Below are 14,285 nucleotides of genomic sequence, written 5' to 3'. Positions count from 1 at the left end.
GCCAAATACCTTTGCTCTCATATCGACATGCAGCTCCGCTCGAGATGACAATACGGAGAACAGCTTACTGTTATTTTGGGCAATTTTCTGAGTCTACAACCGAAGTGGAAAAGGGGCTGTGAAGAAATGTTTAAGCATTTTTTCACAGCCCCTTTTTTATGGATTATGGGACCCATGGCGTTTTTAGAAAACCGGTTAATCGGCTTTATGCCTCTTTTAAATGATAGGAAACGCTGACGCGCTGAAGAAAATTATAGAAATTTATATATGGAGAATAGGGAAAGTTGCTATTCACGGTGTAAAATGATAGATAATAATTTATTAAAATATAAATATATAGTTAAAAACGCGGATAAAACCATCAATTCATATTTAACCTTAAATCTATGGACTTATTTGTTTCATGAATTGATAGGTGAATCGATACCAATTTATAGAGGGCTATTGATTTTAGAAAATCCCCTTAGTACAATGTTACATATAACAAAAGGGAAGGCCCTGTTTATGGTTGATGGACCGGGCTTTGCCGCTGAAAAACTTTACGGTTTCTACACAACCGATTTTAAAGGAGAGGATTGTATGAGACATATTCGCAAGGTCCTGGTGGCTAACAGAGGCGAAATCGCCATCCGCGTATTCCGCGCCTGCAGCGAACTGGGGATTCGCACGGTAGCCATTTATTCCAAAGAAGATATTCTGTCCCTGCACCGCAACCGGGCTGATGAAGCATACCTGGTGGGCGAAGGAGACAAGCCCATTGATGCATACCTTGATATTGAAGATATTATCCGCATCTGCAAGGAGCATGATGTGGACGCCATCCATCCGGGCTACGGCTTTTTGGCTGAAAATGCCAAGCTGGCCAAACGGTGCGAAGAGGAAGGCATCATTTTCATCGGACCTAAGGTAGAGCATCTGATGATGTTCGGCGATAAGGTGAACTCCCGCATCCAGGCAGAAAAAGCGGGCATCCCCATGATTCCGGGTTCCAAGGGCGCTGTAAAGAGCTTCGAGGAAGTGAAGAAATTCGCTGAAAAGAACGGTTTCCCCATCATGATTAAGGCAGTCAACGGCGGCGGCGGCCGCGGCATCCGCAACGTGGACCGCATGGAAGACCTGGAAGAAGCCTATAACCGGGCCAAGTCCGAAGCCAAGATGGCCTTTGGCGATGACGATGTTTATGTAGAAAAATGCATCATGAACCCGAAGCACATCGAGGTACAGATCATCGGTGATGAACAGGGCAATGTGATTCATCTCTTTGAACGTGACTGCTCCATCCAGCGCCGTCACCAGAAGGTTATTGAAATGGCACCGGCCTGGTCCCTGCCCAAGGAACTGCGCCAGAATATCTGCAATGCGGCAGTGAAGCTCATGAAGCATGTGCATTACCTCAATGCAGGCACCGTGGAATTCCTGGTGGACCAGGATGAGAAGCATTTCTATTTCATCGAAGTCAACCCCCGTGTACAGGTCGAACATACGGTAACGGAAATGATTACCGATGTGGATATCGTGAAGACCCAGATCCTCATTGCCGAGGGCTACTCCGTGGACAGCCCGGAAATCGCCATCGGCCAGCAGAAGGACATCTGGTACAAGGGCGTAGCCATTCAGTGCCGCATTACCACCGAAGATCCGCAGAACAATTTCATGCCTGACACCGGCAAAATCATTGCCTACCGTTCCGGCGGCGGCCCGGGCATTCGTCTTGACGCAGGCACCGCCTATGCAGGCGCTGTTATTACCCCCTACTACGATTCCCTCCTGGTAAAGGTGACAGCCCATGCCCTCCATCCGAAGGATACCATCCACAAAATGCTGCGCTGCCTGGACGAATTCCGGATTTCCGGCGTGAAGACCAACATTTATTTCCTGCAGAATATGCTCCGCACCAGGGATTTCCAGGAAGGAAAATGCGATGTCAACTACATTGACCGGAACCCCTGGCTCCTGCAGGAACCGGATCTCATTTCCGACCGGGGCACCAAGCTCCTTTCCTACATCGGCGATGTGACGGTGAACGGTTATGCCGGTGCCGGCCACAAGGAAAAACCGGACTTTGCTCCCCTTCCGGTGCTGGACGCTTCCAAGGAAGAGGCGCCGAAAGGAACAAGACAGCTTCTGGACGAACTGGGGCCGGAAAAGTTTGCCAAATGGGTGCTTGACCGCAAGGAAGTCATGTTCATGGATACCACCTACCGTGATGCCCATCAGTCCCTTCTGGCCACCCGCGTAAGAACCCATGATATTATGAAGGCCATCCATTACACCGCTGTTCATGTGCCGGAGCTTTTCTCCTTTGAAAACTGGGGTGGCGCCACCTTCGACGTGGCTTACCGTTTCCTGGATGAAAGCCCCTGGGACCGGCTCCGCCAGATGAGAAAAGCTGCGCCCAATATCCTCTTCCAGATGCTTACCCGCGGCGCCAACACGGTGGGATATACGAACTATCCGGAAAACGTGGTTCGTCATTTCATCGACCAGGCTGCAGATAACGGCATCGATGTATTCCGTATCTTCGACTGCCTGAACCAGCTGAACCATATGACCGTATCCATTGATGAGGTACGGAAGAAGAATAAGATTGCAGAAGCCTGCTTCTGCTACACCGGCGACATCATGGATCCCAACCGTCAGAAATACTCCCTGAAGTACTACACGGATCTGGCAAAGGAAATGAAGAATGCCGGCGCCAATATTATTGCCATCAAGGATATGGCGGGCCTTCTGAAACCGGAAGCAGCCTATGCCCTGATTTCCGCCCTGAAGGATGCGGTGGATCTGCCTATCCACCTCCACAGCCATGAAGGCGGCGGCTGCACCCTTTACTCCTATGCCAAGGCTGTGGACGCAGGGGTGGATATTGTGGACGTGGCCACCGGCGCCCTTTCCAACGGCACCAGCCAGCCTTCCATGACTGCCATGTACTATGCACTCCAGAATCATCCCCGCCAGCCGAAGCTGGACATCGATGCACTGGAAACCATCGACCGCTACTGGCAGGGCGTGCGCCCCTACTATGCCGGTGTGGATTCCCGCATGGCCAGCCCGAATACCACGGTCTTCCAGCATGAAATGCCGGGAGGACAGTATTCCAACCTCCGCCAGCAGGCTACGGCTGTGGGCCTTGGAGAACAGTGGCCGGAAGTATGCCGCATGTATGCCAAAGTGAATATGATGTTCGGCGATATTATCAAAGTTACCCCGTCCTCCAAGGTGGTAGGGGACATGACTCTCTTCATGGTGCAGAACCACCTCACCGAAGAAGACATTTATGAAAAAGGGGAAACCCTGGACTTCCCGCAGTCTGTGGTAGATTTCTTCGACGGTAAACTGGGCATTCCCTATGGCGGATTCCCGAAGAAGCTGCAGGACATCATCCTTCGCGGACAGAAGCCTCATCTGGAAAGCCAGCCGGAGGACGTGGACTTTGAGAAGGTCAAGATGGAAATGAAGGGAAAGCACATTCCCACCAGGGAAGAAGATGTGTCCTCCTACTGCATCTATCCGAAGGTATTCAGTGACTACATGGAACGGTACCACAAGTACGGCGACCTTTCCATTTTGGATACGCCTACCTATTTCTTCGGCATGAAGCCGGGCGAAGAAATCCGTGTGGACATTGATGAAGGTAAAATGCTTCTGGTGAAACTGGATAACATTACCAAGCCTGACGGCGAAGGCAACAGGGAAATCCAGTTCGAACTGAACGGCATGCCCCGTGAAATCAAGATCCATGACAAGCATGTGGCAGAAACGGCCGTGACCGCCAGAAAGGCGGACAAGGATATTGCCGGTGAAGTGGGTGCCACCCTTTCCGGCTCCGTAGTGAAGCTTCTGGTGGACAAGGGTGCTTCCGTAAAGAAGGGGGATCCCATCATCGTGACGGAAGCCATGAAGATGGAAACCACCATCACCGCTCCTGTGGACGGTATTGTTTCTGAAATCCATGTGAAAGCAGGACAGAGAATCGAATCGGGAGACCTGCTCATGGTGATTGAATAATCATTTCATGGAAAAAGCCCTGGCTCGTAAAGAGTACAGGGCTTTTCTTTCTCCCGGCAGCTGCCGCAGGCAGAAATCGTAAAGCGGCATAGCATAAACTAAATAGTGTACCTTTTAGGCATATATGACTTTCCGTACTTGCCACGCAGGGAACGGCAGGGTATACTAGTTAGAATACATGGGGAATAAACTGGGAGAATGGGAAGCATTGGTTGATTCAGGCTTTATTTAGGAGTGAAGTCTGAAGCAATTCAATCGGTGCTTTCCGAATGGGAGTAAATGGGATTTTATTTCATTGGAGGAGGAGTTTATATTGTTTAGCCAGATTAAGAACATCCTTAGCAGGGTGTCCCTCATCAAGCAGATCGCCGTGGGCCTTGTCATCGGTATCTGCATTGCCGTATTTTTCCCGCCGGCCATTCCGGTGGTCAAGATTTTCGGTGACCTTTTCGTTAAGGCACTGAAGGGCGTAGCGCCTATCCTGGTTTTCTTCCTGGTCATGAATGCCATGGCCCAGAGGAAGGAAGGGTCCGGCGGCAGCATGAAGCCGATTATTGAACTCTATGTCATCGGCACCTTCTTTGCTTCCATCGTAGGCGTTACCATGTCCTTCCTGTTCCCCACCACCCTGTCTCTCCAGGTGGCACCGGATACGAAGCTGGCTCCGCCAAGCGGTATCGTACAGGTCCTTCACAATCTGATCCTGAGCATCGTAGATAACCCGGTGGCTGCTCTCATGAACGCCAACTACATCGGTATCCTGGGCTGGGCTATTATCCTGGGTATCGCACTGAAGACCTGCGCCGGAGATACTACCAAGGCCTGCCTCAATGATATTGCCGCCGGCATTACCAAGGTGGTTACCTGGGTCATTCATTTCGCACCCCTTGGCATTATGGGTCTGGTGGCTGATTCCGTAGGCACCGCCGGTCTGGGGGCTCTCCTTGGTTATGTACAGCTCCTTGGTGTCCTCATTGGCTCCTACTTCCTGGTAGCCCTGGTGATGAACCCGCTCATCGTATTTGCCAAGGTCCGCAGGAATCCCTATCCCCTGGTTTGGACCACCATCCGTGAAAGCGGCGTGTATGCTTTCTTCACCAGAAGCTCCGCTGCCAATATCCCGGTGAACCTGTCCCTCTGCAAGAGACTGGGCCTTGACCCCGACACCTTCACCATTTCCATCCCCCTGGGCGCCACCATCAACATGGCCGGTGCATCCATCACCATTTCCGTGCTGGCTCTGGCCGCTGCCAATACCCTTGGCATTAACGTAGATATGGGCACAGCCCTTCTGCTCTGCATCGTATCCACCGTAGGTGCCTGCGGCGCATCCGGCGTAGCCGGCGGCTCCCTGCTCCTTATCCCGGTAGCCTGCGCATCCTTCGGTATCGGCAATGACATTGCCATGCAGGTGGTAGGTGTAGGCTTCATCATTTCCGTACTGGAAGATGCCTGCGAAACCGCCCTCAACAGCTCCAGCGACGTTCTTTTCACAGCCACTGCAGAATTTGCAGAACGCAGAAAGAACGGCACACTGAAAGCAGAAGACATGGTGCCAAAGGACGAACATTAAACGCATCAAAAAAGACTGTACTTCCCAATGAGGTACAGTCTTTTTTTTCACAGCAAAAATTCCTGGATCATACCATGCTGCCCTCCGGCGCGGAAAGGGTTTCCCGGCAGATTTTTCAGGAATTTTTACTGTTTTCGGTACCATGAGAGTCCCAAATCATATGTGGAAGTTCTCCCCGCTTCTCCGTAGGCCTGTCCCTTGGTAAGGTCTGTGCACATGACAGGCAGAAAAGGGGGCGCCCCTTCCGGGCCCTTTCAGTTCTCTCTGTTTCTATAGTCCTGAAAAGGGGAGAATTGTTTCCTTTGGAGGAAATCGGCTTGCCATTCACCGCTAAATATCATAAAATAGACAGGATTCTATATAACCGTTTCTGCTTTTTCATATAAGCCATATTTTTGCAGTCTTAATAGTGCGCGGTTTCGCCGGAAATGATAAAATAAAAAGAGTTGACGCAGGAGGTTTTTATGGAAACAATCGGTCTCTTGGCAGGTATCGGCACCCTTCCCGTGGAATTCACGGAGGCGGTGAAGTCCCAGGGCTACCGGGTGGTATGCATCGCGGTGATTCCCGGCATTGATCCCCGTCTGAAGGATATGGCAGATGCCTATTATGAAATCAGCGCATTCAAGCTGAATAAAGTGATTAAGACCCTGGTGGGCGAAGGGGTGAAGGAAGTCACCATGATTGGCAAGGTGACGAAGGAGTGGCTTTTCAAGAACCATCCCTTCCCGGATCTTCGGGCCATCAAGGTATTGAACCGTTTAAGAAAGATGAATTTTAAGGATGACACGGTGACCCTGGCCATTGTGGAGGAGCTGGCAAAGGATGGCATTTCCGTCCTTGACCAGACGAAATACTTAAAGCCCCTCATGCCGGGGCCCCAGGTATTCACAAAAAAGAAACCTACGGAAGCACAGATGGCAGATGTTTCCTTTGGTTTTAAAGCGGCCAAGGCCATCGGTGCCATGGATCTGGGACAGACGGTGGTGGTGAAGAACCAGGCCGTCATGGCGGTGGAAGCCATCGAAGGCACCGACGCCTGCATCCGCCGGGGCGGGAGTCTTGCCAGAGGCGGCGCCGTGGTGGTAAAGACGGCAAAGCCCTCCCAGGATACCCGTTTTGATATGCCCGCCGTAGGGCTTGAAACTCTTCATTCCATGGAGGAATCGGGCTGTGCAGTCCTTGCCATTGAAGCATGGCATACGCTCTTTGCTGAAAAGGACGCGGTCATTGAAGAAGCAGACCGGAAGGGCATCGTCATTCTTGCGGTAGAACAGGATAAGATATGAAAATAATGATGTCTGCCGGAGAGGCTTCCGGCGATATGCATGCCGCTGCTGTGGCGGCGGAATTGAAAAGAATGATGCCGGAAGCGGACATATTCGGCATGGGCGGCGCCGACATGAAGAAGAGCGGTGTCCGTATTATATATGATATAGAAAATCTGGGCATCATCGGCGTGGTGGAGGTGATCCGCCATATTCCCTTCTTCTTCCGTCTCCGCGCCTTCCTGAGAAAAGCCATGGTGGAAGAAAAACCGGATGTCCTGGTGTGCGTAGATTATCCGGGCTTCAATATGAAGCTGGCCCATGTGGCAAAGGAACTGGGCATTCCGGTGATTTACTACATTGCGCCCACCATCTGGGCCTGGAACAAGGGCAGGGCAAAGAATATTGTGCGGGATGTGGAGCAGGTGGCCTCCATATTTCCCTTTGAAGCAGAGGCCTACCGCAAGGCGGGGGCCCATGTCACCTTCGTAGGTCATCCTTTAGCAGATACGGTGAAGCCTTCCATGTCCTTTGATGAAGCTATGGCATATTTCCACGGAGATTCCTCTAGAAAACGAATCCTCCTCATGCCGGGCAGCCGGAAAAATGAGGTGGCCGGCCTTCTTCCCATCATGCTGAAGGCGGCGGAAAAGCTTGCGGAAAAGGAAAAATGTCAGTTCTTCATTCCCCGGGCGTCCACCATTTCCAAAGACATGCTTTTGTCTATCATAGGGAAAACTTCCCTTTCCATTGAAATTACTGAAGGCCGTCAGTACGACCTCATGCACATATGCACCGCCTGCGTGGCATCCTCCGGCACTGCCACCCTGGAAACGGCGCTCATGGAGCTTCCCACGGTGCTGGTGTATAAACTGTCCCCCTTCACCTGGTTTCTGGCCAATCTTCTGGTCCATGTGAAATATGCGGGCCTTCCGAATCTCCTCCTTAACCGGGAGGTGACGCCGGAGCTTCTGCAGGACCGGGCCAATGCGGAAAACATTGTATCCATCGTCCTTCCCTGGCTGGAAGACGAAAAGAAAAGGGAAAAGAATGTGGAAGAAATCAGGGAAGTGCGGAAAGCGCTGGGATCCGGCGGAGCTGTCCATCGGGTGGCCGAGCTTATTATAAAGACTGCAGGAGCGGTTCATGGCAAATAAACGAAGCAAATTAAACAGTTATAAAAGGCTTCTCAAATTTCTGAAGCCCTATATCAAGCTGCTGATTATTTCCATCATCTGTATGGTGGCGGTATCGGCATCCAACCTTTACGTTCCCTGGATTATCAAGGACGTCATTGATAAGGTCTTGGAAGATAAAGACCTCACCATGCTTTATCTGATTATTATTTCCATTATTGTGGTGTTCTTTATCCGCGGTTCCACCACCTTTGCCCACCGCTATCTCATGGGGTACATCGGGCAGTCGGTGATTCGGGATTTGAGAAACAAACTTTACGAGCATCTGCAGAAGCTGCCTATTGCTTACTTTGATAAAAGGCGCACCGGCGAAATCATGAGTAATCTCACCAACGACATCGGTGCCCTGCAGACTGCCATGACCACCGATTTCATCATGCTGGTGCAGGAAGGGGCCATTTTCATCGGCTCCTTTGCCGCCATGATTTATCTCCAGTGGAAGCTCACCATTCTCTGCCTGGTCATTGTGCCCCTGGTGTCGGTGACCATCAAGTTCTTCGGCAGGAAGCTCCATTCCTCCGGCCGGAGCGTGCAGGAAAGGCTGGCCGACGTGACGGCCATGCTGCAGGAAACCATTTCCGGTGTCCGCATCATTCGAAGCTTCAACCGCTGTGATTATGAAACCAAACGGTTCCGGCAGGTAAACCAGAACAATTTCAAGGCCACGGTGCGGTCTATCCGCCAGCAGAGCCAGCTCACGCCGGTGGTGGAATTTCTGGCGGCTCTGGCCATTACGGTCATTATCTGGTACGGCGGTGTATCGGTTATCGACGGCATTATGACCGCCGGCGAACTCATCGCTTTCCTCATTTATGCCATCAACCTGGCAAACCCCATCAAGCGTATTGCCGACAGCTACGGCAATATCCAGAAGTCCCTGGCGGCAGCGGACCGGGTTTTTGCTATTCTTGACGAAAAAGAAGAGGACCAGAACCATGAAGAAGAAAAGCCGCTGGTGGTGAAGAATGGTCTGGTGGAGGCAAAGCATGTACAGTTTGCCTACGAAGAAGGGCATCCGGTCTTGACGGATCTCAATTTCAAAGCCAATCCCGGTGAAACCATTGCCATCGTAGGGCCCTCCGGTGCCGGTAAATCCACCATAGCCAACCTGCTCCCCCGGTTCTATGAAATCACCGGCGGTGAAATCGATATCGACGGCATGGATATTCGGAAGGCGGAGCTGGGCTCCCTTCGCGACCAGATCGGTCTGGTGCCCCAGGATACACTCCTCTTTAATACATCCATTAAGGACAATGTGCTCTACGGCCGCCTGGATGCCACCGACGAAGAGGTGTGGGCTGCCATCCGTTCCGCCAATGCGGAAAAATTCATCAGGGAACTGCCTGATGGCATTGATACGAAGGTGGGGGACCGGGGACTGATTCTTTCCGGAGGCCAGCGCCAGCGTATCGCCATTGCCCGGGCCATCCTGAAGAACCCGAAAATCCTCATCCTTGACGAGGCCACCTCTGCCCTGGATACGGAAAGCGAAAAGGTGGTACAGGATGCGCTGGACAAGCTCATGGTAGGCCGTACGTCCTTCGTCATCGCCCACCGCCTGTCCACCATTAAGAATGCAGACCAGATTCTTGTACTGAACGACGGCGTCATTGCCGAACGGGGCACCCATGATGAACTCATGGCTAAAGGCGGCCTCTATTACGACCTCTACACCATGAGCGCCAAAGTGACAGAAGCTGAAGAAGCGGCGGAGGACGAGGAAAAGGAAGGATAGCTTAGCGGGCTGGGGGGATTAGTGGGCTGGTGGATTAGTGGACTAGTGAGCTAGTGGACTAGTGGACTAGTTTCTGGTTTCTTTGAGCCATTGTGTCGGTGAATGAGAAACAAGAAACGCCCCCTCAAACCTCAAACCTCAAATCTCAAATCTCAAATCTCTTCCCTCCCCATTTGTTTCACAAAGGAGATATCCCATTGTATTGGTTTTATAACATCTGCCTGGTGGCTTACTGGATTCTCCAGATTCCCCTTCTGATTTACCGTTTGGTATTTGAAGAAGGCTTTTATGACAGACTGAAGCAGAGTGCCGGCATCATGCCTACGCCTACGCTGCTGCAGATTGCAGACCACAATGCCATCTGGGTCCATGCCGCTTCCGTTGGGGAAGTGGTGGCGGCCAGTCCTATTGTGCGTGAATTGAAGAAGAAATATCCCGATGAAATGGTGGTGGTGTCCGTGGTTACCGCCACAGGCCACCGCATGGCACAGCGCATCATTCCGGAAGCGGACGGCCATATTTTCTTCCCCTTTGACCTGCCTGTCATTACGGAACGGATTGTAAATATCGTGAACCCCAAGGCCATCATCCTCATCGAAACGGAGCTGTGGCCCAATTTCCTCCGCCTGGCCTGGCGGAAAAAGATACCGGTGATGATGATGAACGGCAGAATCAGCGGCCGCTCCATGCGCCGCTATTCCCTCATCAAGCGGTTCACCACCCGCATGCTTTTCCAAATTCGCAAATTCTGCATGCAGTCAAAAATCGACAGGGAGCGTATCATTTCCATGGGCGCCATTCCGGAAAGGGTGGTCATTACAGGAAATACGAAGTACGACCAGACCTATGCGGAGGTGTCGGAGGAAGAGAGAGCCAGGCTCAGGAAGGAATTCCGCTTTGAAGGGAAGGGGCCCATCATTGTGGCCGGCTCCACCCACGGCGGGGAAGAGGAAATCGTGGTTCGCACCTTTGGAAAGATTCTGGAAAAATATCCGGATGCAAGGCTCCTTTTGGCGGTGCGCGAAATTACCAGGGCCGCTTCGGTGCGGTTTATGATTAAGCACCAGGGCTACACGGTACTTCGCCGCTCCAAAATGGGAACAGAAGAGGACGATGGCAAAGGTGCACAGATTGTCATCCTGGATACCATCGGCGAACTGGGACGTCTCTACAGTCTGGCGGATGTGGTATTTGTAGGCGGCAGCTTCGTGAAGGTAGGAGGCCATAATATCCTGGAACCCGCAGCCCACGGGAAACCGGTGCTTGTGGGACCCTATATGTTCAATTTCCAGGAAATCTTCGAACTTCTTTCCGAACGGGGCGTATGCATTATGACGCCCGATGAGAATTCCTTTGAAAAGACGCTGATGGACCTTCTGGGCAATCCGGATAAAATGAAGAAAATGGGAGAAGCGGCGCTGGAAGTGGTCCATGAAAACCAGGGCGCCACGGAAAGAAATATCGCTTCCTTTGAAGAACTGGTGAAGGAATACGGTATCAAGCTGAGGGAAAAGCATGAGTCTTGAAAATTACGTCACCGGCCTCATGAAGAATCCTTCTCCGGACCTGAAGGGACGGCTCATGCTCTCTCTTCTGGAAAGGCTGGAAAAGGTTTATCTCTCCCAGGTGGAAAAACGCCGGAAAAAAGAAGAAAGTAAGGCGGAGGGCTGCGGCATTCCGGTGATTTCTGTGGGAAATATCAGCGCCGGCGGCACAGGAAAGACCCCCTGCATCATAAAGCTGGCGGACATGCTGGAAAAGGATGGCTTCCATCCTGCCATTATCAGCCGGGGCTACCGAAGCGGTCTGGAAAAGGAGGGAGGCGTTGTTTCCGATGGGAAGAGCATCCTTGTTTCCCAAAGCGCCGCAGGAGATGAGCCCTACATGATGGCCCTGAAGCTGCCCCATGTGCCGGTGCTGGTGGGAAAGGACCGCATGAAATCGGCAGCAGCAGCCAAAGAGCTCAAGGCGGATATCCTTCTTATGGATGACGGTTTCCAGTACTGGAAAATGAAAAGGGACAGGGATCTGGTGCTCCTTGACTGCACCAATCCCTTCGGCTATGAACATGCCCTTCCCCGGGGGCTTCTTCGGGAGAGGCCGGATGCCCTGAAACGGGCCAGCCTGTTCATCCTTACCAAGAGTGACCAGGTGGAGGAGAAAAGGGTTCTGGAAATCAGGAACCGGCTGGAAAAACTGGCGCCGAACATTCCGGTTATCTGTGCCTCTCACAGCCCCTCCAGGGCGGTGTCTTTTGCGAAATGGAAAGAAAGAAACCATGAAGGCCCCCTTTCGGAAATCAAGGGAAAGCGGGCCTACCTGGTTTCAGGCATAGGAAATCCCGCGGCCTTTGCCAGGACTGCCAAAGAAGCAGGATTCTTCCTCACCGGGGAAATGGCCTACGACGACCATCATCACTACAGCGATGAGGATTTGCGGAATGTCATATCGGAAGCTGTGAAATACAGCGCAGACATGATTGTGACCACGGAAAAGGACGCAGTCAAAATGATGAATCTGAAGGAAATAGAAAAAGCGGCAGTTCCCTTTTACGTATTGGAAATCGAAATGGCCTTTTCCGAAGGGGAAGCTGCTGTAAGGAAGCAATGGGAGGATTTGAAATGAAAGTCGCATGTATTATTCCATCAAGGTATGCTTCTACCCGTCTTCCGGGCAAGCCTCTTCGTATGATTGCAGGCGAAACACTGGTGCACAGGGTCTATGAAAGAGCCCTTCTGGCCAAAGTGCCGGATACGGTGATTGTGGCTACAGACCATGGGGATATTGAAAAAGAAGTAAAATCCTTCGGCGGCCATGTAGTTATGACGTCCGTCAATCATCCCACCGGCACGGACCGGCTGGCAGAGGTGGCGGCGAAATTTCCGGAGTATGATATTATTGTGAATGTACAGGGCGATGAACCACTCATCGATCCCGATGTCATTGACCGGTTGGCAAAGGATCTCATGGACCATGAAGACCTGGATATGGCCACCGTGGCCACACCGCTCCATAAGGAAGAATATGATGACCCCTCCGCCGTGAAAGTGGTGGTCAGCAGGAAGGGCGAAGCCCTTTATTTCTCCCGCTCCCTCATCCCCTATCCCCGTCATGACTTTGCAGAACCGCCGTTGAAGCATGTGGGCATCTACGCCTATCGCCGGGATTTCCTTCTGGCCTATGCCAAAATGGAACAGACGCCGCTGGAAAAGACGGAATCCCTGGAACAGCTCCGGGCCCTGGAAATGGGCTATAAAATCGGTGTCATTTCTGTAAAAACCGAAGACATCGGTATCGATACGGAAGCGGATTTGAAGAAAGCCAATGAGTATTTTGAAAGGAACCACTTATGAAAACAATTCATGTAGGAAATCTGACACTGGATGGGGAAAAGCTCTTCCTCATCGCCGGCCCCTGCGTTATTGAAGGCTATGACCGTACCCTGATGATCGGCCGGGAAATCAAGAAAATCTGTGAACGGCTGGGGGTGCAGTACATTTTCAAAGCCTCCTACGATAAGGCCAACCGTTCCTCCTATCATTCTTTCCGCGGTCCGGGTCTGGAAAAGGGTCTGGAAATCCTGGCGGACATTAAGAAGGAACTGCAGGTACCGGTTCTTTCCGATGTCCATGATGTGACACAGCTCGCTCCGGCGTCCAGGGTGCTGGATATGCTGCAGATTCCTGCATTCCTCTGCCGCCAGACCGATCTGGTTTACGGCGCTGCCATGACAGGCAAGCCGGTGAACGTGAAGAAGGGCCAGTTCATGGCACCGGAAGATATGAAAAATGTCATTGAAAAAATGGAAGAGGCCCATAACCCGAACCTGGCAGTCACGGAAAGAGGGGTATCCTTCGGCTACCACAACCTGGTGGTAGATATGCGTTCCTTCCCCATTATGCGTCAGTTCGGCTACCCCGTCATTTTTGATGCCACCCACAGCGTGCAGCTTCCCGGCGGCATGGGAAATACCACCGGCGGCCAGCGGGAATTCATCCCCTACCTGGCAAGGGCCGCAGCAGCTTCCGGCGTAGACGGCTTCTTCATGGAAGTCCACGACAATCCGCCGGAAGGCCTCTCCGATTCCACCAACATGCTTTACCTCTCCTCCCTGGAGGACCTCTTGAAAGACCTCATCGCCATCAACCAGGTGGTAAAAAAGGATAAGGAAAAGGGACTGGGAGCTTAGTGAGCTGGTGAGCTGGTGTACTAGTGAGCTAGTGAGCTAGTGAGCTAGTGAGATGGTGTACTAGTGTGCTGGTGTACTAGTGTGCTAGTGTACTGGTGTACTGGTGAGGCAGTGTGATAGTAAATTCTGCTATCCGCTTTCCGCTTGCCGCAGGACCGGATTTTTGAAGGATACTAAAGACGTCAGATTTTCAGACATCGGTTTCTGTCAAAGGCGGTAACACAAAACTCATCGCCCGTTAGGGAAGCGCTGATTAAATCGTTATCGGATTTCATTCTTGTATTTTTATTCAATGCAAGGAATCAGTCGACGCGAA

General features: G+C 51.8%; 9 protein-coding genes. All 9 read left to right on the top strand.

The window, feature by feature from the left end:
- Positions 1 to 579: 579 nt before the first annotated feature.
- Positions 580 to 4,008, top strand: a complete 3,429-nt coding sequence (locus QZQ29_RS06125) for a pyruvate carboxylase (RefSeq protein WP_296961171.1) — start codon at positions 580 to 582, stop codon at positions 4,006 to 4,008.
- Between the two features lie 313 nt (positions 4,009 to 4,321).
- A complete protein-coding gene (gene sstT, locus QZQ29_RS06120; protein ID WP_296961168.1) occupies positions 4,322 to 5,581 on the top strand; it encodes a serine/threonine transporter SstT in 1,260 nt (419 codons plus the stop codon).
- Positions 5,582 to 6,045: 464 nt separating this feature from the next.
- Entirely contained in the window at positions 6,046 to 6,870 is an 825-nt protein-coding gene (lpxI, locus tag QZQ29_RS06115; protein ID WP_296961164.1) for a UDP-2,3-diacylglucosamine diphosphatase LpxI, read from the top strand.
- Positions 6,867 to 8,006, top strand: a complete 1,140-nt coding sequence (gene lpxB, locus QZQ29_RS06110; protein WP_296961160.1) for a lipid-A-disaccharide synthase — start codon at positions 6,867 to 6,869, stop codon at positions 8,004 to 8,006. Before lpxI ends, lpxB begins: the two co-directional genes overlap by 4 nt.
- Complete coding sequence (gene msbA, locus QZQ29_RS06105; RefSeq protein ID WP_296961158.1) at positions 7,996 to 9,780, top strand: lipid A export permease/ATP-binding protein MsbA; 1,785 nt, start codon at positions 7,996 to 7,998, stop codon at positions 9,778 to 9,780. The genes lpxB and msbA overlap by 11 nt, the downstream gene beginning before the upstream one ends.
- Before the next feature lie 197 nt (positions 9,781 to 9,977).
- Entirely contained in the window at positions 9,978 to 11,306 is a 1,329-nt protein-coding gene (locus tag QZQ29_RS06100) for a 3-deoxy-D-manno-octulosonic acid transferase (RefSeq protein WP_296961155.1), read from the top strand.
- Positions 11,296 to 12,405: a tetraacyldisaccharide 4'-kinase gene (gene lpxK, locus QZQ29_RS06095; RefSeq protein WP_296961153.1), complete on the top strand. Its 1,110-nt coding sequence runs from the start codon at positions 11,296 to 11,298 to the stop codon at positions 12,403 to 12,405. Before QZQ29_RS06100 ends, lpxK begins: the two co-directional genes overlap by 11 nt.
- Positions 12,402 to 13,133: a 3-deoxy-manno-octulosonate cytidylyltransferase gene (kdsB, locus tag QZQ29_RS06090; RefSeq protein WP_296961150.1), complete on the top strand. Its 732-nt coding sequence runs from the start codon at positions 12,402 to 12,404 to the stop codon at positions 13,131 to 13,133. Before lpxK ends, kdsB begins: the two co-directional genes overlap by 4 nt.
- The gene (kdsA, locus tag QZQ29_RS06085) at positions 13,130 to 13,969 is read left to right on the top strand and encodes a 3-deoxy-8-phosphooctulonate synthase (protein ID WP_296961147.1); all 840 of its coding nucleotides are present in this window, start codon (positions 13,130 to 13,132) and stop codon (positions 13,967 to 13,969) included. Before kdsB ends, kdsA begins: the two co-directional genes overlap by 4 nt.
- Positions 13,970 to 14,285: the final 316 nt, after the last annotated feature.

It is taken from the genome of uncultured Dialister sp., from assembly GCF_900538805.1.
GTDB lineage: Bacteria > Bacillota > Negativicutes > Veillonellales > Dialisteraceae > Dialister.
The sequence above is the reverse complement of the archived record's forward strand: the minus strand, read 5'-3'. Positions and strand labels throughout refer to the sequence as shown.